Below are 19151 nucleotides of genomic sequence, written 5' to 3'. Positions count from 1 at the left end.
GACATCGCCGAATAAGTACGAGAGTAATGATTTATACTTTTAAATGCTTTGTTGAATAATACATAGGCAATTCCCTGATTCTATCTTTTAAAAAAGGAATGTTGTTTTTTAGAAAATACTCCCCCCTGTGAGTAACACCGTCCGAAATACAAATAAAGTGGAAAAAGACGCACAAGATGCTGGTCAAAAATAGTGTCATACTTTAGAGCGATTGCTAGTTGAGCTGTTACAATATTCATAACGTACATATTGCGGTTGATCTCTGTCGTATAACTGCCATAAGCATTATCGCATAGCCCACCTGGAATACTGGGATTCTCTCCAATTCCAAGTAATTTGTACCCTTGCGGAATATCTTTTACTACATTTTCAATTAATTCTGTTCTACTACCGATGGGTAACCGTAGAGATTGTTTCTGAGGCAAAAACAATCCTGCATTTACAGCGCTCAAAGCCTTGCCTTGGATCAATGCATTGCTAGGCTGAAATTTTATGGTTTCAGAAGGGCGATTACCAGAACGAGGTCTAAGTATCGAGACTTTTAATTTTTCAGCCGGTATATTTGCTGGATTTTCTACCGTTATAGTTAGAAAAAGCTCTGTATCACCAACCCAATTTGCCAATTCTACATTAACTACCGATAACTCTGTAGGGTTTGTCGCTATCAAATATCTTTCTTGATAAATCAAAAAGTTATCTCGGTTATTTTCATGAGGGGCTGGCTTGGGTGAAAAATTATAATTATTGACCTGCGTACCAATACTCTGCACATTGTTCTGGTAATCTCCCATGTATTTAATTGAGAAGCTATATTGATTACCACTACCAGTATTGTTGTTAAAAACCCCTTTCGAACCATTATTTGACTGTGTAGTAATTGATTGACCTCCTCCAAAAACCACACAACTACAACCTGAAACTAAAAAACAAAAAAACGTTCTAAAAAAAACTTTTTTATTTACCTTCATTATTGATCTGAACTCCCGAACCAGAATTGACATTAAAAACACCTCCACTACCATTATTGTGTTGGTTAAGTACTTGGTTAGGTGGCCTTGCGTAGCTATTGATAATCACAACTGCAATAATACCAATCACCAGGATGGAAACAGATAGCTTTACCTTAAGATATGCTGGAGCATATTTAAAAATTAGTAAAATTACTAAGGAACAGATTAGCGCTACAACGCCATAAGGAGAGTCCGAATGTCTGGCTAGCTCATCAAAAAAACGCATAAGTGTCCTATCGTTAAACTTATACAAAAATAACTATTTTTTTAAAATATTAGCCTGGCAAGAATGCCAAGCTCCAAAAGCAGGTAGTATAACTCTTATCATTGAGTGTCAAAAGAGACAACGTAAATCAATAAGTACCAGTTGTAATAGCAGGCTTCAGAGATACCGGCTTCACGGCAGACATCCTTCACAGTTAGCCCGGCTTCGACGGACTTCAGAACAGCGATGATCTGGTGCTCAGTAAATCGGATCTTACGCATAGCGATCTTCTCAGGGGACATAATCAGGATGCCGCAAGATCTCTAAAAGTGAATGGTTCGTTTAAGAGGGATACTTACAAAAATTTAAAGATTGGCATATCTATCCGTTAAATATTATAAAAGTTATTTTTTTGTTATTTTGGGTCCAAAATACAAAACATTGATACTTTTATCTTGGTGTTTCAAGGGATAATTGAAATGCATTCTAAATACTCTATAGCTTATTTTACCATGCCAAGAGCATAAAACATCCTCACCATCAAGAACGAAAGTCATCTCTTTACAAAATTGTTCTTTATTACTCGCTGACTCATCTGTAAAAAGAGCTCGCCCACCAGTAAAATAGGTTTTTAAAATACCATTAGTTTTTTCCGAGTATGAACCGTCCTCATTTCTACTGGCTACATATTCATTTAATATTGAAGTTAGGAAAATCCCTCTCTCACACGCAATGCTATTAAAAGGGTGTTTCTTAAGTACACCTTTTACATCATCAGAAAACTTAACATAAGAATAATTTTCCGCGACATATTGAAGGAATTTATCCCACGAATCTGGATACGAGCCCAAGCAGGCATCATCCACTTCATATTGTTTAGCTATACATTCTAACGCTGTAAGGTCCCAAAAATTCTCTATTTCAACATTAGATATTTCATCATTAAAAAAATACGAAATTTTTAGTGGTGAATGAGAATAACTCGGGGTTGCGGAATCAAAACTGTAAGTTTTCACCATAGAATTAAAATATGCTAAATCTGTAGCATACGCTAATGAAGTTCCTGAAATGTCATTTCCATCCATTTCATAAATAAAGTCACCTTCTAATTCAAAACTATCAGGTTCGATAAATGGCCCTTGGCGATCTAACCATAAAATTACTTTTCTTATAAAATCCCTATCCCCGGTCGAATTAACGGCTTCTCTAAAGGATTTTTCTCCAGATACTTTAAGTTCCGGAAGACCGCGAGGAAAATAAAAAATCTTAAAAAAATTTATATAGCGTTCTTTTAATGAAATAATATCTTTAAAGTGAATAATGAATGATTCAGATGAATTAAATTGGCCCGTAAGAGATAATTCATTAAGGAAAAATTTCATAAAATCACCATCCAATTAATTTGCCTAAGTCTTTATCTGATTGGTCAAAAAAACCTTCAGGCCATTCACTTAGACTTCCATTTTTATCTATTTGAGGAGATAATATTTTTGTTTCTTGTTGGTTGTTTTTTGCAAAAAAATGAATGCCAACTGATCCAGAAGAAATAATATTTTCATTTACAGCAATCCTCACTCCGTTAAGTATATGATCACTATGTGTTTCTACTATAACTTTGACACCTGAATTGGCAATTGTTGCTAAAAACTTTCCAATACGTGATTGTCCTAAAGGATGCAAATGTGCCTCAGGGCTATCAATCACTAATATTTGATTTTCTTTTGCTAGTAATCCAGCCACAATAATAGGAAAAACATATGACAATCCGTAACCTATGTTTGCAGGTCTTCTCCATTCACTTATTCCATTGTTTCTAAAAAATAATTGCACTAGAGACGCTTTGTCGATACTCTTCGTATCTGCTTCAGCATTAGGTAATATAAATGTTAACCACGCATTAACCTGTCTTCTTAAGGTCAAAGCTGAGTCCGATTCATGGCATCGTTTGGCTATAATCTCTTCATCTTTGTTTTGCTCCATTAACCATGCGGCATATTCTCCTTGCACTCCAACATTAGTATTGGAGTATTTAAAATCCGAAGGTATTGGGTAAACATCAACGGCACCAATTCTGCAGGCACTCAAATACGTCAGATTCTCAAAATAAATTTTACTTTTATTAGTTTCTATAGGAAATAGTTCTTTGATTTTCTCATCTTTTTTTAAAAAGCTGAAATCCTTATCTCTGTAATTCATCTCAGAAAGTTTCAGTACTGGATAGTCTCTTTTTTTTGGATATTCAAATCCCCATTCAATATGGCAATCCGAAAACTCAAAAGAAAATATTATCTTGGCTTCTTGCTCTTCTTTGTCATCATTTCCTTCATGGAAAACATCACTCGGAGAGCCTAAATTTACTAAAGGCCCGTTCAATAAAATTTCCGGACTATTATCCCCGTATTTTATTGCTTGAGCCATTAACAGAATTGATTGTATTAATGTGGATTTACCTGCTGCATTAAAGCCAGTTAGCAAAGTTAAGTTAGATATAGATAAAGAAACCTCATCAAAACATTTGAATCCATTAACTTGCAGGGATTTCATTTTTAATCCTCCATAAGACTCTTTTTGCTAAATCAAAACGTGTAATAACTTTATTTTTACTATTAGTACCAATAGTAATTGCGTCATCAAATCGATAATCGCCTAATATTAGCTTCGTGAATTCTTTCACAATTAGTTCTTTGTTCTTGAGAACAAAATCAATTTCGACCTCAGAAAAAATGACTGAGAACACGTCGAATAAAGAGATATTAATTACAGACCTATTAACAGCTAAGCCATCATTAACTAACGATTTTCTAAATGAATGCTGTTGGAAGAGAGCATAATTATTTTTTAAAGCATTTATAAAGACATCTTTCAGTTTTTTCAACTCTAAAGAATCCATCTGATTAATTAACAATAATGCTTTAGCTAAAAATCCGTCCATATCCCCATTGTATGTTTCATAACCAAGAAGGTAAAAGGCATAAAATCTATTAATAACCTCCCGATCACGCATTGTTTTTGAATCTAATCCTTTTCCAGTTACTCTGGCAAACTCTTCACTCAAAGCCATCTCTTTTAGCAGGTTAGTTCCCGGCCCACTGAAAAGACAGTTGCGCATTTGTTGGCGACTTATAGGCTCGCCCCCATTTACACGTTCAAAAATATCTAGCTTTGCCCTTTCCGGCGCTTTCTCATCTAAGATATAAAAAATGAGTTGAGTATCTTCTATTCTTTCTTGTAATTTAACGGAGAGTTCGCTGAATTTTTTACCCAAAAACGATGCGTGTTCATTTAATCCATTTGCATTTGAGTAACTCAAAGAAAACTTATCATTCAAATAATTTTTAAATGTAGTTAATCTCTGTAAGCCATCTACTACAATAATTTTACCGTCTTTATCTTCGGCAACATAAAAAACAGGTAGCGGAATTCGCATTAAACAAGATTCAATTAACTTTGACTGTTTCTCTTCTGACCACACAAAATCTCTCTGAAAATCTGGATCAAGTTTATATCTATTATTTTCTATACGTTTTATGACCTCAGAAATAGTTCTTGTTTCGTTTCTTACTAAAACGGTATTTAAAGGATAATCTCCTCCCCAACCAATACTTTTAGAATTTTCTCCGCTCTCATCTTCATATCCTTCTACAATATCATATGATTCTTTGTCGAAGAGATATAATAACTCGGATGCATTTTTAACTACATCCAACCTAAAATTAGGGTATAATTCTAAAATTGCATTAATTAGAGATCCAGTATTTTCTCTCTTACCTTCATGTACAAGCTGTACAGAATTATTCCTAGAACTATTTAATCCTATGACAGGATAATTGCTAAATTTTTTATAAAGTTCTGGACTATCGTCTAAAAACCTAACTTTATCATAGCTTTCTGGAAAAACGGATAATACTCTAAGGGTAAAAGTGCACTCTGACTGAAAATCATGCCAACCTTGTATCTTTTCCACTTTAGAAATTGCACGGATGCCTTTAACCCATACCGTTGGGATTCCTTTATTATTGTCTGATCCAAGGTAAATGAAAGAATATATACTTACATTATTTTCGAATGAAGTAATTATTTTTTCCTCTACTTGCCGACATCTAAACAAGAATGAAAAAGGTTCTTCTAAACCACTTTTAATACTATCAATTTTTTCAATGTCAGATACGCTATCTTTACCTAATCTAATAACTAAAAATTCCATACTCACTCCTGCGTTGAATCAACTGCTATTTAAGCGACATTTTTCTTTTTACTTAGTTTCATCAATGCCTCATATAAAGGAGGGAATAGTTTCCTATTTTGACTATCAACACGTCTTAAGATACCTTCCGCTGCATTCGGGCTTATAAAGTATCTATCATCAATGTTTATTTTTTCAATAACTGATATTAATTTTTCTAATTTTGGTTTAGAAGGAGCATCGGGGACTTTGAAGTCATAACAAACGTCTCCAAACGCAACACCACCAGATAACCATCGAAGTTTTTTGTTATTATCTAATGTGTCAAAATGTAACTTTGATAATACCTGCGTTCTTGCATCGTCAGGTAATATATCAGGGTAATCAAGCATCATACTTTCGACATTTGAATTCGTGTTAATATAGTTGGTATTGCTATCTTTTAATACTTTATGTAACCTTTTTGCGATCCACTCAACAACCGGAACAGCAACAGCATTACCTAGAGCATGATATCGCTCACTATCAATATCTTCTGATTTTGCCGAAGAATAAAGGGGTAATGTCCAATTAAGGGGAAAGCCTTGAACGCCCTCACATTCCTTGGGAGTCATTCTTCGAACGGCTGAATCATAAGAAACATAAGTCCGACTCCAGTCAGTTCCTGTATGTCTCCCTGATGTTGCAGCAAGACAATATGCTACATCAGCTACTTTAGCTCCACTATGAATACAATGGCTAATATTGAGAAAGCCTTCTCGTATATTTTTAACATGTTTCCCTTTTTCTTTCTCATATAAAGAAGCTAGAGATATAGAACCATTCAATGCAGCACAAATAAAAACACGAGGCCTTGATTGTGGCGCACCAAAAAATCGGCTGTTCATAACGCGCCAAGATACTATGTAACCTAAAGAAGTTAATCGTTCTAATATTACCCGAAAATCCTGCCCATTATGGGATGTTAACAATCCGGTAACATTTTCTAATAAGACTACAGGAGGTTTTTTCGCTTCAATTAGGCTAATGAAAGGGAAAAAAAGACCAGAATTTTTGCCCTTTAGACCTAATCTCCCTTTAGCCCCTCTAGCAACAGATACATCTTGGCAAGGAAAACCACCGCACCATACTGTAGCCTCAGGCACATCATCTACATTGAGTGATTGAATATCTTCAAAGCGAGGCACAGTAGGCCAGTGCTCTTCTAGTATACGCAGGCAAAACTTGTTAAGTTCGCACTGGAAAGTGGTTGCAAAACCAGCGTTTTCAAACGCAAGATCAAAACCTCCGATCCCCGCAAAGAAGGAGTTCATTGTAAACTTTTTTTTCTTCATTTTCAGAGTCATAATCTACTGAAACCGGTTAAATGTTGATGATGATAACACCATTTTCATGGCACAACCATTCGTCTGTATAAAAAAACAGTATAAGGTAATCTAGTCGAAGATGCCTTATGCAATATACCCAATGGAATCACTTTTTTTTAATTAAACTCATTAAATTCATATACTTTTACAAATTTAGTGAATTTCTAGTTGAAATTTCTATATGCATCGCCCTTTTATGTTGATGCATAGTTTTAATTGTACGATGTTTTCGATGACCGATTCAGCACTTGATGCTTAAACATGGCACGAACATGGCACGCTGCGACGTCCCTTCACGATAACTCCTTTACAATCGATATACTGCATACCATTGCAAGTTATACAATCCAAGAAACATCTCTTTTTCATCATAACTGTAAAAAGAAAAGCTTTAGTAGTATCACCATGGCTTTCCAGCTTAGAGCAACAGCATAATGCGCATGCATTTTAAAACAATGTCAACGTTCTTCACTTTCAAAAACTCAAATCACGCTGATACAACTTACGCAGGCTCCTGTACTGGTTTTTGATCATATTCGAACTATACTTAATAAAAGCTTATGACAATTATAAATTTTATCTCCACCATCAAAATTATGAACTCTTAGCCATCGATCAGATCTAGCATTTTTAGTATCAGTTATGTGGTTTGAGCCAATGTAGTGATGTTCTTGTAATTGATATCGTGCCGGCCATGTTTAAATCTAAATTCTCTTAAAATAACATTTTTTTTAGAATAAAAACTATGGCATAAAATCTATTTCATTGAAAAAATATAGTTTTTCATCTACTGTTAGAATAAAGGTAATTGTAATTTTATATTTAGCCTCGCCATAATCTACTCAAATATCATAAAAAAAGCATACTAAGACATTAAGAAAATATTTGAAATATTTTATAATTACATACACCTGCGTATTAATAGCCCTGCATAAAGGTAAAATCCGGGCCACTCAGCCCTCCCTTCTTTTACGTACTTTAGGGAGTAACATATCTCTATAAAACTTTGAAAATGATATATTTGCGTCCTGTCTCGAACAAGCCACTTCTGTTGACATATTATATAATATTGAATACGTCATCCTATAACAACCGAAACAATATAACACCCTAACATATTGATATTTTTCTTTTTTTTAACTTTTTATGGGCAGGATTACAATCTTAATCTCAAGATCATCACTTACTATAATAAACAATTATTATATTTATGTACATTCCAAGTGAAATTATACCACACATTTTTGCTCTATCATTTCTTATTAATGATATTTGATATATTTGGAGTGAGAGAAGGTCAGAATAGTTTATACTGTATACCTAGGCATACACAAATTAATATAAATTATATAATTGCTTGGTGCCGAAGGCCGGACTCGAACCGGCACATCTTTCGATGGTTGATTTTGAATCAACTGCGTCTACCGATTTCGCCACTTCGGCACTGAAGAGGATGCGGATAACGCTGGGGATTATACCGTTACGTGCCCAGCACGCAACCCAATTCCGCTGTGTTGTGCGCTAAGCGGCGAAAAAACACACGGAACCCGGCAAACCCGCCCTTTCCCGCTGCCAGAATCCTCCCAAACCGCCTTCCCCTCATCATTCCGTCGGAACTTTCTCATCCGCACCGCCTCTTAACAGCATGAAGCATAAAACTAAACCGAGGTCGAAATGAAAAAGCGCCATATCCTCTGCGCCCTGGCAGCCCTGCTGCTGGCGGGCAATGCGTCAGCGGCAAGCTGGCAGGATCAACTCAGCAGCGCCGCCAACCAGCTGAGCCAGCAAAATAACGGTGCATCCGGTCAGCAGAACGGCGGACTGTCGATGTCCTCCATTACCAGCCTGCTGAACAGCAATGACAAAGCCATGAGCGCCAACAGCATGACCAATGCCGCCGGCGTCATGCAGTACTGCGTGGAGCACAACGTGGTGAAAAATAACGTGCAGTCGGTGAAGGACCAGGTGCTGAGCAAGCTTGGCCTGGATACCACCGCCGCACAGCAGCAGAAACCGGATTACACCCAGGGCGTGGCCGGGCTGCTGAACACCGGCAATGGCCAGCAGCTGAACCTGCAAAGCCTCAGCAACTCCCCGATGGGCGAGAAGCTGAAAACCAAAGCCTGTGACGTGGTGCTGAAACAGGGTAAAAACTTTATCTCCTGACCGCCACCTGCCAGCCCTGTGCTGGCAGGTCAATCGCCTCTTCCGGCACGTCATTCTCCCCGCGCATTCCCGCCCTGTTTACCGCATGCATCACCCTGAATCCCAACACCTTTAGCCATAAGTTTCCCTTCTTAATGCGTTGAGCGTTATAGTGATGTTTTGATTTGAACAGGACAGCACGCATGAAAGGTATCAACATCGCCATTTACTTCGATCCAGACCTGATCACAGCCTGCGTTAATGCGTCAGAAGGGAGCTTCGTCAATAAAAAGTTCGAGTACGACGACGGGGTGATCGAAGAGATCTACCAGTGGCTCGAACAGTACGATCCTAACCGCACGCATATCTGTTTGATCGAAAACGAAAGCGCCGAACTGCTGGCCGACGAACTGGTGGATCAGGGCTATCACGTCCACCAGATTACCAGCCACCAAATGCTGACCTGGTTCGCAACCGAACCGCCCTCTTCGCCCGACGGCACGCCGATGCGCGCTATGCTGCGTTATCTGGAGCAGGAACATCCGCGCGAATATGAATCCCGCACGCCGCAGACCGAAGCCCTGATGGAGATGTTCGACGAGCTGGATGCGTTGGAGATGGTGGAAGACAGCGAAGACGAAGACAACCTGCCCGCCGACCTGCTGCGCAGCATGAAAAAACACAAGATCAGCGCCAGCGATGCCGCACAGCGCCTGATCCCGGACGTGAATGAACGTATCCGCGAGCACCTGATGCAGTACCCGGAGCTGATGACGCCGGAGATCCTGCAAGACTTCTTCCCGGAACTGCTGGAAGCGCTGGAACGTCCGAAACATTAAGCGGGTTAAGGTATGCTGGAGTTAATCAAAGCGATCGGGTTGGGCTTAGTGGTGATATTGCCGCTCGCCAACCCGCTCACCACCGTGGCGCTGTTTTTGGGCCTGGCCGGTGAGATGAGTTTTCAGGAGCGCAACCGTCAGGCGCTGCAGGCGAGCATCTATGTGTTCGCCATCATGATGGTAGCCTGGTACGCGGGCAGTGCGGTGTTGCACACCTTCGGCATCTCCATTCCGGGGCTGCGCATCGCGGGCGGGCTGATCGTGGCCTTTATTGGTTTTCGGATGCTGTTTCCGGCGAAGCCGGTGGGCCACTCAGTTGAAGCCAAACACAAGCACGATGAGCTGGAAACCGCGCAGGAACCGGTGAACATCGCCTTTGTCCCGCTGGCGATGCCCAGCACAGCCGGGCCAGGGACGATCGCGATGATCATCTCATCGGCCTCCACGGTGCGCAGCGGGGTGGATTTTCCCGCCTGGGTACTCAACGTGGCCCCGGTGCTGACCTTCCTGGTGGTGAGCGTGATTTTATGGATTTCCCTGCGCAGTTCGGGGGCGATCATGCGGCTGGTGGGCAAAGGCGGCATTGAGGCGATCTCGCGCCTGATGGGCTTTCTGCTGGTGTGCATGGGCGTGCAGTTCATTATCAACGGCGTGCTGGAAGTCATTCACACCTTCCACTGACGGCCTGAGCCGCCCGCCGTTGGGCGGCCTATCACCTAAGACAAATCGGCTAAGACGAAACTGGCATAGCTCAGAACAAACCGGCATTTTGACCTGCTCTGGCGCGGGTTAAAGTAGGGTTATCAATCATTAAGGATAACCGCTATGCGCAAACCGCTGCTCCTGCTTACCGCCCTTGCTCTCTCCTCTGCCGCCCACGCGGCGACGCCGAAAGATACCTTCGTGGTCGCCGTGCCGCTGGACGGCATTATCAGTTTCGATCCGGCGGAAAGCTTTGAAACCGTCAGCACCGGCAGCCTGCGCAATATCTATCAGACCTTACTGCAGCCGGACAATCAGGACCCGCAAAAACTGTCCCCACTGGCAGCGCTACGCTGGCAGCCGGGCAAAACCCCGCACAGCCTGGTGTTTGACCTGAACCCGCAGGCGCGCTTTGCCAGCGGCAATTCGTTGACGGCGCAGAATGTGGTGTTCTCTTTAACCCGCGCGGTGAAGCTGAACAAAGCGCCCTCGTTTATCCTTGGGGAATTTGGCTGGACGCCGGAAAATATCGACCAGCAGTTTACCGTTATTAACGACCATCAGGTGGAGCTGCGCTGGCCGGCAGAGATCGGTCAGGATCTGGCCCTGCATCTGCTGACCGCGTCCGTCTCCTCCATCGTTGACAGCAAGCTGGCGCAGTCGCATGCCGCCAACAACGACTTCGGCAATGGCTGGCTGAAAACCCACTCTGCGGGCAGCGCGGCCTATGCGATCAAACAGTTTGTGCCCCTGCAGGCGCTGGTGCTGGAGGCCAATCCCAACAGCACACAGAAATCGCACCTGAAACGGGTACTGCTGAAAGGCGTGGCCGATCCGGGCACCCGTCGGCTGTTGATCCAGCAGGGCGATGTGGATGCGGCGTACCAGTTGGGGCCGGATCAGCTTGCCTCGCTGAAAAGCGATCCCAACGTGCACATCGCCGCCTTTCCCTCCAGCCTGATCTACTACCTGGGTTTTAATACCAAAAGCCCGCAGCAGCCTGCGCTGGGTAATCCGGCCTTATGGCAGGCGGCACGCTGGCTGGTGGACTACGACAGCCTGGCGAATCAGTTGCTGAAAGGGCAATATCGCGTGCACCAGAGCTTCCTGCCGCAGGGTTTTGACGGCGCGCTGGAGACCACACCGTTCCACTACGATGTCGAAAAAGCCAAAGCGATTTTAGCCAAAGGCGGCATTAAACCCGGCGCGCATATCGCGCTGTCGGTGGTGAATCAGCCGCCTTATATCGATATCGCCCAGGCGCTGCAGTCGAGCTTTGCCAAAGCGGATGTGAATCTGGATATCCAGCCGGTGGCGGAATCAGAGCTGTGGAGCAAAATGCGCAGCCGCAACTTCGAATCCATCTTTACCTACTGGGGCGCGGACTACATCGATCCGAACACCAACGCCAGCACCTTCGCCTATAACGTCCCCAACGGCAGCAAAACCCTGGCCTGGCGCGTGGGCTGGGATATTCCCGAACTGAGCGCCCTGACCCGCAAAGCCGCCGGAGAAAGCGATGCCGCACAGCGTCGGGCCGATTATGTGTCCCTGCAACAGCAGTTACAGCAGAACTCCCCTTACGTGGTGATGCTGCAGGGCAAGGTACAGGTGGCACTGCGCAAAAACGTGACGCACGCGCAACAAGGCATTGGCGTCACGCTGCTGAATTTTGAAGAGGTGGAGAAGTAAATCTGAGGGCGGCGGGCAATCCTGCCTGACGCCTTGCCCATTCTCAGGGCTGACGGCGGCGGGCTTTTAAATATCTGCACGCCTTGCAACCCTGCCAGCGGCATTCGTTGTGCGCCTGGGTAAGCATGGCCCAGCGCCTGTTACGGACGCTGGCCGCGCCTTGTGCGGTGCCCTTCTCAGGCGGTCGCCATCGGTAAAAGTCGGTGGCAGCCAGGCCGCCACCTTGCGATTACTTGTGTTTCCAGCTGGTGGACACCGGATTGGTCACGGTGTTCTTTTCCTGCGTGTAAGTGCCGTTCTGCTGGGCTATCGCCTCGCCGGTATCCACAATCGCGTTCTGGATAAACACGTTCTGCTTGTCGCCGCGCACAAAGGTTAACTGGTGGAAGGCAGTTTTATTGCCCCAGTCAGTGGACGGCAGCGAGATAAAGCGCACGGTGAAGGTCTCATCATCGAACTTACCCTGCATCACGTAAACGCCGTAGTGGTTTTCGCCCTGCGAGATGATTTTATAGGTGCCGTTGTCGTAGTAATAAATCTCGGCATCGGGGAAGGGTTTTTTGTCGTACATTTTACGGTAGTGCAGCACCTGCTTGATGGTCGGCTGGCCGAAGCTGACGGTCAGGTTTTTACCATCCGGCGAGGTGGTGAGCCCTTCTGCCTGCGCGGTCACGCCGCTCATTAACATCAACAGACTTGCGGTTGCCGTTGCGATTGCTTTCACGTGATTCTCCTGGTCTGGTTCCATGGATAAGATGCGTCAACGTATTGAGACTGCACACGAAATGTACCCTGGCGTAACTGTTTATCAGAGTGGTAATTTTCACGGTGATTAGTTTTAGGAACAGTCCGATTCGGGGAGCGTTCGCCGAATAACAGGGTAGGATTCAGTACCATTCTGACCTGTGGCGCACGGGGCGTAGTCGGGCATTTTTCACTTACTTATCAGGCAAGCTGCTAAGATCAGGATATGGATAAACAACTCGAACTAAAACGGACGAAACGTCTGGCGCTGTCGCTGCTGCTGCTGGCCGCCGCCACCTTTGTGGTCACCCTGTTTCTGCCGCCCAACTTTTACGTTAGCGGCATCAAAGCCATTGCCGAAGCCGCGATGGTCGGTGCGCTGGCCGACTGGTTTGCGGTGGTCGCGCTGTTTCGGCGCGTGCCGGTGCCCTTTATCGCCCGTCATACGGCGATCATCCCGCGGAATAAAGATCGTATCGGGGAAAATCTTGGCCGCTTCGTGCAGGAAAAGTTTTTAGATACCGATTCGCTGCTGAACCTGATCCGCCGTCACGCTCCTTCTCAGATGTTAGCTTCGTGGCTGAGCGCCCCCGGCAATGCGGATCGGATCGGCCGCCATCTGTTACAGGTAATGCGTGGCTTTCTTGATCTGACAGATGATGCCCGGATTCAGCACTTTATCCGCCGGGCAGTGCACAAGGCGATCGATAAAGTCGATCTCAGTCAGAGCGGCGCGCTAATGCTGGAAAGCCTGACCAAAAACAACCGTCATCAGGAACTGCTGGATGCGGCGGTGGATCAGCTGCTGCGTCTGCTACATAAGCCCAGTACCCGGGAGTTTATCGCCAGCCAGCTGGTGCGCTGGCTGAAGCGCGAGCACCCTATCAAAGCAAAAATGTTGCCAACTGAATGGCTGGGCGAGCACAGCGCAGAGCTGGTGGCCAATGCGGTGGATTCCCTGCTGGACGATGTGGCGCTGGATCAGGGCCATGAGCTGCGTCTGGGTTTTAACCGCGCGGTGGATCGTTTGATTGAGAAACTGAAAAACGATCCCGAGATGACCGAGCGCGCAGAGGTGATCAAAGGCTGGTTAAAAGACGATCCCACGCTCAACCGCTATATCGGTGAACTCTGGGGCGATCTGCGTAACTGGCTGAAAGCCGATCTGAGCAGCGACGATTCAAAAGTGCAGGACAAAGTCCGTCTGGCGGCGCTGTGGCTGGGTGAAACCCTGGCCGCCGATGAAGGGCTGCGCAGCTCCATGAATCAGCATCTGGAAGACGCCGCCCGCAGCGTCGCGCCTGAGTTTGCCGGCTTTCTGACGCGCCATATCAGCGACACCGTGAAAAGCTGGGATGCCCGTGATATGTCCCGGCAGATCGAACTCAACATCGGTAAAGACCTGCAGTTTATCCGCATCAACGGGACGCTGGTGGGTGGCACCATCGGCCTGATTCTCTACCTGCTGTCGCAGATTCCGGCGGTGCTGCCGGTGGTAAAAGGCTGGCTGGCCTGAGTTACAACGGCGCTGTTCCTCTTTTCAACCGCATTGTTAAAGGGAGGTGAATATCACCTCCCTTAGGTGCGGCCTGAACGTGATTTACCTGAACGTCTTCACGATAATTTCAAGCAGTTGCAGTAGCGCAACCATGAGCTTCAGAAATACGCGTGCGATTTCTATCCATCTCATACGCTGACTCCTGTGGTCAGGAGCACTTTCAGCCTGCGTACCTTTCCGCTGCCTGTGACAGGCTGATCAGGTTGATACTGCATGATGTGCCCCAGGAGGTTAAGGCACTGACGGCACCACCCGTTTCAGCCAGGACTTGTCTGTCATGGAATGCCGCTTTCACAACCCGGTGCGGCCTCAGAGCACATCACTATCAACTCGGAAAAGCATAACAAAATAACTTTATAGACAAAGCGTTAAGACCCGTTATTACGAGCGCTGCCGCATAACGGCTAAGGAAGAACGAACAATAAAACCTCACCCACTTGCGCTATAGCGGATTTGTTCGTATATTTCAAAACGTTGATACTGCATGGTGTGCACCGCACTTAACCGTGCTGATGTAAACAAAAAACCTCGCCTCACCAGCGGGGTTTTTTGTTGTCTGTGGCTGGCGCTAAACGGCGGCTACGCCTTATCCAGCGCCGCCTGCGCCACGGCCATAAAGTGTTTCACCCTTTCCAGATCCACATCGTTCCACCACACGCCATCCACCTTGAGCGCGCTGGCCACAATCACGCCCTGGGTGCGGCCCAGAATCTGGCAGACATTGGCTGGCGTCACGCCCGAGCCCACCAGCAGCGGCAAGGCGGTGGCGGCACGAATCTCGTCGATCTCGTCCAGGGTGGCGCTGTCGCCGGTGCGCTGTCCGGTGGCGATCACCGCGTCCGCGTCAAAGAAGTCGACATCGCGCGTCAGTTCCTGGATAGAGCGGTCGGCCACAATCGCATGGCTGCCGTGTTTGACGTGGCTGTCCGCAAACACCCGGATATGTTCGGCGCGCAGCTGGCTGCGATAGCGCAGGGCTTTGGCGGCAGCGCCTTCTATAAAGCCTTCATTGGCGATATAGGCGTTGGCCCACTGATTAACGCGGATAAAATCGGCTCCGCCCGCCAGCGCGGTGGCAAAAGCCGGCAGTGCCGCATTGGCTAATACGTTAATCCCCAATGGCACACCGAAACGTTCACGTACTTTTTCCGTGATGACCGCCATCAGGGCGGACGTTTCCGGGCCAATATCCTCGGGTTTTGAAAACGGAATATCGCCGTGGTTTTCAATGATCAGGCCATGAACGCCGCCGCAAATATAATTTTCCGCATCGCGCAGGGCGCGCTCAATTATCGCCTTGACCGGTTTCCCCCGATATTGTGGCGCACCGGGAAACGGGTCACAGTGAATAACGCCAATCACCGCTTTTGGGCGGGAAAATATCGCTTGTATTGCATCATTTTTTCCTGCTGATATAGCAACCATCTTTTCTTCATCCTGTTCAGGGAAACACTATGCGTGTGTATGTGGCCGGAAATATCACTGTCGATGAAACCTGGTCCATTGCCGATATTCCGCTAAAAGGCGCATCCATTCATGGAAATAAAATGTCGCAGGATATCGGCGGCAAAGGCGCGAATCAGGCCATTCTGTTATCCCGCTGCGGTATTGAAACCCATTTAATTGCCGCAACGGGACAAGACAGTAATGGAATATGGATTCGCCAGCAGCTCACGCAGGAGCCGCTTTATTTAGTGCCGGCTGAACCTGTTCACCCCTTTAGCGATACCTCGCTTATTTTAAACAGCGCGGACGGTGACAACGCCATTATTACCAGTACCAGGGCCGCCGAGGCGCTGAGCCTCGACACGATCGTCAGCCATCTGGCGGCGGCTCGTCCGGGCGATATGCTGCTACAACAGGGCAATTTCTCGCCAGAGAAAACCCATGCGCTGTTCCGGCTGGCGAAATCGCGCGGCCTGATCACCGTGTTTAACCCTTCGCCGGTCCATGCCGGATTTAGTGCCTGCTGGCCGCTGGTGGATATTGCCGTGGTGAATCAGCACGAAGCCCGGCAGTTGCAGCCTGAAGCGGTCAAAACGTTAGTGGTTACTCACGGTAGCGCGGGTGCCTGGCTGATTCAGGGCACCCAGCGTACGTTTTGCCCGGCCCAGCCCGTTCAGGCGCTGGATACCACCGGCGCAGGCGATACCTTTCTTGCGGTGATGCTGGCGTCGGCGCTCATCCGTCAGGTTCAGACAGATAAGTTAGCGCTTACTCATGCCAGCCAGGCCGCCGCCATAACGGTGAGTCGCCGTGGCACGCTAAGCGCCTTCCCCTCCGTCCACGAACTCGCCGCGCTGCTGCGTGCAGGCGGCGAGTAAGCAGTTACTTAAACATCGCGCGATAGCTGTCCACGTTGGCTTTGGTCACGACCGTGGCCGGTACCAGAATGGTTTTGGGTACGCTTTTACCTGCGGTAATCTGGTTCAGCGCCTTCACGGCTTCTTCCCCCATTTTTTTCGGGTCCTGCTGCAACACCGCCGTGACGTAACCGTTATCAATGCCGGTGATAGCCTTTGAGGTCAGATCCCAGCCGAACACCTTGATGTCTTTCTGGCGTCCCTGGTTCTCCACGGCCGCAATCGCCCCCAGTAAGGCCGGTTCGCCGGTGGCATAAATGGCCGTTAAGTCCGGGTTCCCGGTGATCAGGTTCTCAGCCGCCGTCATCGCGTTATCCTGTACGTTCTGACCGTCAACCACATCGGCCACGGTGATGCCAGGATTGCTCTTGATGGTGTCTTCAAAGCCTTTTTGACGCTGGTTTTGGACCGCAGAATTCAGTGCTCCCACAATCCCCAGCCGTGCTTTGCCGCCCATATTTTTTGCCACATAGTCGACAAAATATTTACCGATAATCTTACCGCCTTCCAGATTATCCACGCCCACCTGCGCCGCCTGTGGACCGGCCGGTAATACCGCATCAATCGCAATTACCGGAATTTTTGCGGCAGCTGCTTCTTTAATGGCAGGCATGATGCCGTTCACATCAATCGCGTCCACCATAATGCCCTTTACGCCCTGCTGAATATAATTTTCAATGGCGTCGTTTTGCGATACGGGATTATCGTTGGCGTTAAAAATCACTACTTCTTTACCGCTGGCTTTCGCCGCCTCCTGTGCGCCCTTATTCATCTGATTAAAAAACAGGGCCTGCTGGTTAATCTGTACCAGCGCATAAGTCGGTGCTGCGTGAGCCAAAGAAAAAACAGAACCCGCTGCCAGTAAGCCCGTTGCCAGCGCAACAGAACGCAATTTTCTGGTGTTAAATGACATCATCATAAAATTCCTCGTCGGGAATACGCGATAACCAGTCGATCTCCGCATCGAAATGCAGAGGGATTATTGTTGGCGGGCAAATATCGTAGGAAGGGCTTATTCAGCCTGAACCTGAATAACGTCATTTCTGTTCACTGTCCATTATGGTGAACACCTGAAACGGGTTAAGCCGGTTTGGGAGTGACTCCCGGGTAATGCGGTAAACTGACTCTACCATTCTCTTCCGCTCAGATTTTGTCAAGCGATTATTTTATCGCCGGGTCTGGCTCAAAAATACTGTATCCGCTGCGCGTAACTGTGTTACAGATAGCCGACTCTGGGCAACATGGCTGTGGATATGATCAAAAAACGGGTGCTGTTATCCGACGTAGCGACGCTGGCCGGGCTGTCAAAAGCGACCGTATCCCGCTATATGAATCAAAGCATTATGCTGCCGCAGGACACCATCGACCGTATCGAAGCCGCCATTCGCCAACTGGATTATCGCGGCAACAGCCTGGCGCGCCGTCTGAGCAAGGGCGGCAGCGAAACCTTAGGGCTGGTCTTGCCCGATATTACCAACCCCTTCTTTGCCGAACTGGCGGACGCGGCGGAAGAAGCCGCTTCGGCCCACGGCTACAGCCTGGTGCTGTGCATCACCCGTAACCATCCCGGCAAAGAAAGCCAGTTTATTCGCTGGCTGGATACCTGCCAGGTGGATGGCCTGCTGTTTACCACCAACCACCCGGATAACGGGCTGCTGCGTAAGGAAATTAACCGCCATCAGCGCATCGTGCTGCTGGATGAAGATATTCCCGGCAGCCTGGTGCCAAAAGTCTTTGCCGATAACGTGCAGGGCGGTCGTATTGCCACCGAAAAACTGATCGCTGCCGGTCATCGTCACATCGCGTTTGTGGGCGGGCCGGATGAACTGATGAGCGTGCGCGAACGCTATCAGGGTTTCTGCACCGCCATGAAGCAGGCAGGTCTGGAGGTTCCGCCCGAGTGGGTGATGTACGGCGAATACCAGCGCACCTTTGGAGAACAGGCGCTTCAGCATCTGTTCAGCCGGACGCACCGCCCGACCGCCGTGTTTGCCGCCAGTGATTATCTGGTGCTGGGCTTGCTGGATGGCCTGCGCGCGCGCGGGCTGCGGGCTCCCGAGGCGCTGTCGCTGGTGGGATTCGACGACGCCACCTATGCAGATTTTACCCAACCCCGCATTTCCACCATTCGCCAGCCCGCCCGGGAACTGGGCCAGACCGCGGTTAACATCATGCTGCGCATCCTGAATGACGAAGCCGATATCCCCGCCGAAACCCGTCTTGCGGTGGAATGGGTGGCGCGTGATTCCATACAAATTTGCTAACTGCGTCCCAAAATGGCGCAAAAGCGCACAATTTTAGCGCAAATAACGAGCTTTTTAATTTCTCAGCGTTATAGTTAGT

16 protein-coding genes, 1 tRNA gene and 1 pseudogene are annotated in these 19151 nt (G+C 46.9%); 7 read left to right on the top strand and 11 right to left on the bottom strand.

Features of this window, described 5'->3' with window-relative positions:
• Nucleotides 1-80: 80 nt before the first annotated feature.
• The 8 genes and pseudogenes from FBY13_RS03585 to FBY13_RS03550 all read right to left on the bottom strand — a co-directional run bounded on the left by FBY13_RS03585 (nucleotide 81) and on the right by FBY13_RS03550 (nucleotide 8208).
• Nucleotides 81-968: a hypothetical protein gene (locus FBY13_RS03585; RefSeq protein ID WP_145393481.1), complete on the bottom strand. Its 888-nt coding sequence runs from the start codon at nucleotides 966-968 to the stop codon at nucleotides 81-83.
• Nucleotides 955-1236, bottom strand: a complete 282-nt coding sequence (locus FBY13_RS03580) for a hypothetical protein (RefSeq protein WP_145393480.1) — start codon at nucleotides 1234-1236, stop codon at nucleotides 955-957. The genes FBY13_RS03585 and FBY13_RS03580 overlap by 14 nt, the downstream gene beginning before the upstream one ends.
• Before the next feature lie 137 nt (nucleotides 1237-1373).
• Nucleotides 1374-1496: pseudogene (locus FBY13_RS03575) on the bottom strand (transposase); the annotation flags it as partial.
• Between the two features lie 123 nt (nucleotides 1497-1619).
• Complete coding sequence (locus FBY13_RS03570; protein ID WP_145393479.1) at nucleotides 1620-2597, bottom strand: hypothetical protein; 978 nt, start codon at nucleotides 2595-2597, stop codon at nucleotides 1620-1622.
• Between the two features lie 4 nt (nucleotides 2598-2601).
• On the bottom strand, nucleotides 2602-3759 hold the full coding sequence (locus FBY13_RS03565) for a DUF3696 domain-containing protein (RefSeq protein ID WP_145393478.1): 1158 nt from the start codon (nucleotides 3757-3759) through the stop codon (nucleotides 2602-2604).
• Nucleotides 3740-5419 carry a DUF262 domain-containing protein gene (locus FBY13_RS03560; protein WP_145393477.1) on the bottom strand — a complete coding sequence of 560 codons (1680 nt, stop codon included), beginning with the start codon at nucleotides 5417-5419 and terminating at the stop codon, nucleotides 3740-3742. The genes FBY13_RS03565 and FBY13_RS03560 overlap by 20 nt, the downstream gene beginning before the upstream one ends.
• 29 nt (nucleotides 5420-5448) lie before the next feature.
• Complete coding sequence (locus tag FBY13_RS03555; protein ID WP_255474414.1) at nucleotides 5449-6732, bottom strand: DNA cytosine methyltransferase; 1284 nt, start codon at nucleotides 6730-6732, stop codon at nucleotides 5449-5451.
• A 1391-nt stretch (nucleotides 6733-8123) separates the two neighbouring features.
• Nucleotides 8124-8208: transfer RNA gene (locus FBY13_RS03550), tRNA-Leu, on the bottom strand.
• Nucleotides 8209-8439: 231 nt separating this feature from the next.
• Between FBY13_RS03550 and FBY13_RS03545 the strand changes: the two genes are divergently transcribed.
• From FBY13_RS03545 to FBY13_RS03530, 4 genes are all read left to right on the top strand, one after another.
• Nucleotides 8440-8931, top strand: a complete 492-nt coding sequence (locus FBY13_RS03545; RefSeq protein WP_063878213.1) for a DUF2501 domain-containing protein — start codon at nucleotides 8440-8442, stop codon at nucleotides 8929-8931.
• A 182-nt stretch (nucleotides 8932-9113) separates the two neighbouring features.
• Nucleotides 9114-9749: a hypothetical protein gene (locus tag FBY13_RS03540; protein ID WP_096011493.1), complete on the top strand. Its 636-nt coding sequence runs from the start codon at nucleotides 9114-9116 to the stop codon at nucleotides 9747-9749.
• Between the two features lie 12 nt (nucleotides 9750-9761).
• Nucleotides 9762-10430: a MarC family NAAT transporter gene (locus FBY13_RS03535; RefSeq protein WP_063878210.1), complete on the top strand. Its 669-nt coding sequence runs from the start codon at nucleotides 9762-9764 to the stop codon at nucleotides 10428-10430.
• 144 nt (nucleotides 10431-10574) lie between these two features.
• The gene (locus tag FBY13_RS03530; RefSeq protein WP_145393475.1) at nucleotides 10575-12143 is read left to right on the top strand and encodes an ABC transporter substrate-binding protein; all 1569 of its coding nucleotides are present in this window, start codon (nucleotides 10575-10577) and stop codon (nucleotides 12141-12143) included.
• A 229-nt stretch (nucleotides 12144-12372) separates the two neighbouring features.
• On the opposite strand, the gene FBY13_RS03525 is transcribed toward FBY13_RS03530, so the two are convergent.
• Nucleotides 12373-12867, bottom strand: a complete 495-nt coding sequence (locus tag FBY13_RS03525) for a hypothetical protein (RefSeq protein WP_063878208.1) — start codon at nucleotides 12865-12867, stop codon at nucleotides 12373-12375.
• Between the two features lie 246 nt (nucleotides 12868-13113).
• Between FBY13_RS03525 and FBY13_RS03520 the strand changes: the two genes are divergently transcribed.
• Nucleotides 13114-14403 (top strand): DUF445 domain-containing protein, encoded by a 1290-nt coding sequence (locus tag FBY13_RS03520; RefSeq protein WP_145393474.1) that lies wholly within the window; start codon nucleotides 13114-13116, stop codon nucleotides 14401-14403.
• 621 nt (nucleotides 14404-15024) lie between these two features.
• Here FBY13_RS03520 and FBY13_RS03515 read toward each other — a convergent pair.
• On the bottom strand, nucleotides 15025-15870 hold the full coding sequence (locus FBY13_RS03515) for a BtpA/SgcQ family protein (protein ID WP_109716668.1): 846 nt from the start codon (nucleotides 15868-15870) through the stop codon (nucleotides 15025-15027).
• Nucleotides 15871-15899: 29 nt separating this feature from the next.
• Between FBY13_RS03515 and FBY13_RS03510 the strand changes: the two genes are divergently transcribed.
• The gene (locus tag FBY13_RS03510; protein ID WP_145393473.1) at nucleotides 15900-16769 is read left to right on the top strand and encodes a ribokinase; all 870 of its coding nucleotides are present in this window, start codon (nucleotides 15900-15902) and stop codon (nucleotides 16767-16769) included.
• A gap of 4 nt (nucleotides 16770-16773) precedes the next feature.
• On the opposite strand, the gene FBY13_RS03505 is transcribed toward FBY13_RS03510, so the two are convergent.
• The gene (locus FBY13_RS03505) at nucleotides 16774-17724 is read right to left on the bottom strand and encodes a substrate-binding domain-containing protein (RefSeq protein ID WP_063878204.1); all 951 of its coding nucleotides are present in this window, start codon (nucleotides 17722-17724) and stop codon (nucleotides 16774-16776) included.
• 325 nt (nucleotides 17725-18049) lie between these two features.
• Between FBY13_RS03505 and FBY13_RS03500 the strand changes: the two genes are divergently transcribed.
• On the top strand, nucleotides 18050-19072 hold the full coding sequence (locus FBY13_RS03500; RefSeq protein WP_145393472.1) for a LacI family DNA-binding transcriptional regulator: 1023 nt from the start codon (nucleotides 18050-18052) through the stop codon (nucleotides 19070-19072).
• Nucleotides 19073-19151: the final 79 nt, after the last annotated feature.

This window comes from Pantoea sp. SJZ147 (assembly GCF_007828605.1).
Classification (GTDB): Bacteria; Pseudomonadota; Gammaproteobacteria; order Enterobacterales; family Enterobacteriaceae; genus Pantoea; species Pantoea allii.
Note: the sequence above shows the minus strand (reverse complement) of the source record. Positions and strands in the feature narration are given on the sequence as shown.

Coding starts and splice junctions, on each gene's coding strand:
- FBY13_RS03505 (WP_063878204.1), bottom strand. CDS start 17,724: ATGATGTCATTTAACACCAGAAAATTGCGTTCTGTTGCGCTGGCAACG.
- FBY13_RS03585 (WP_145393481.1), bottom strand. CDS start 968: ATGAAGGTAAATAAAAAAGTTTTTTTTAGAACGTTTTTTTGTTTTTTA.
- FBY13_RS03520 (WP_145393474.1), top strand. CDS start 13,114: ATGGATAAACAACTCGAACTAAAACGGACGAAACGTCTGGCGCTGTCG.
- FBY13_RS03530 (WP_145393475.1), top strand. CDS start 10,575: ATGCGCAAACCGCTGCTCCTGCTTACCGCCCTTGCTCTCTCCTCTGCC.
- FBY13_RS03580 (WP_145393480.1), bottom strand. CDS start 1,236: ATGCGTTTTTTTGATGAGCTAGCCAGACATTCGGACTCTCCTTATGGC.
- FBY13_RS03560 (WP_145393477.1), bottom strand. CDS start 5,419: ATGGAATTTTTAGTTATTAGATTAGGTAAAGATAGCGTATCTGACATT.
- FBY13_RS03540 (WP_096011493.1), top strand. CDS start 9,114: ATGAAAGGTATCAACATCGCCATTTACTTCGATCCAGACCTGATCACA.
- FBY13_RS03555 (WP_255474414.1), bottom strand. CDS start 6,732: ATGAAGAAAAAAAAGTTTACAATGAACTCCTTCTTTGCGGGGATCGGA.
- FBY13_RS03565 (WP_145393478.1), bottom strand. CDS start 3,759: ATGAAATCCCTGCAAGTTAATGGATTCAAATGTTTTGATGAGGTTTCT.
- FBY13_RS03500 (WP_145393472.1), top strand. CDS start 18,050: ATGGCTGTGGATATGATCAAAAAACGGGTGCTGTTATCCGACGTAGCG.
- FBY13_RS03545 (WP_063878213.1), top strand. CDS start 8,440: ATGAAAAAGCGCCATATCCTCTGCGCCCTGGCAGCCCTGCTGCTGGCG.
- FBY13_RS03570 (WP_145393479.1), bottom strand. CDS start 2,597: ATGAAATTTTTCCTTAATGAATTATCTCTTACGGGCCAATTTAATTCA.
- FBY13_RS03515 (WP_109716668.1), bottom strand. CDS start 15,870: ATGGTTGCTATATCAGCAGGAAAAAATGATGCAATACAAGCGATATTT.
- FBY13_RS03510 (WP_145393473.1), top strand. CDS start 15,900: ATGCGTGTGTATGTGGCCGGAAATATCACTGTCGATGAAACCTGGTCC.
- FBY13_RS03535 (WP_063878210.1), top strand. CDS start 9,762: ATGCTGGAGTTAATCAAAGCGATCGGGTTGGGCTTAGTGGTGATATTG.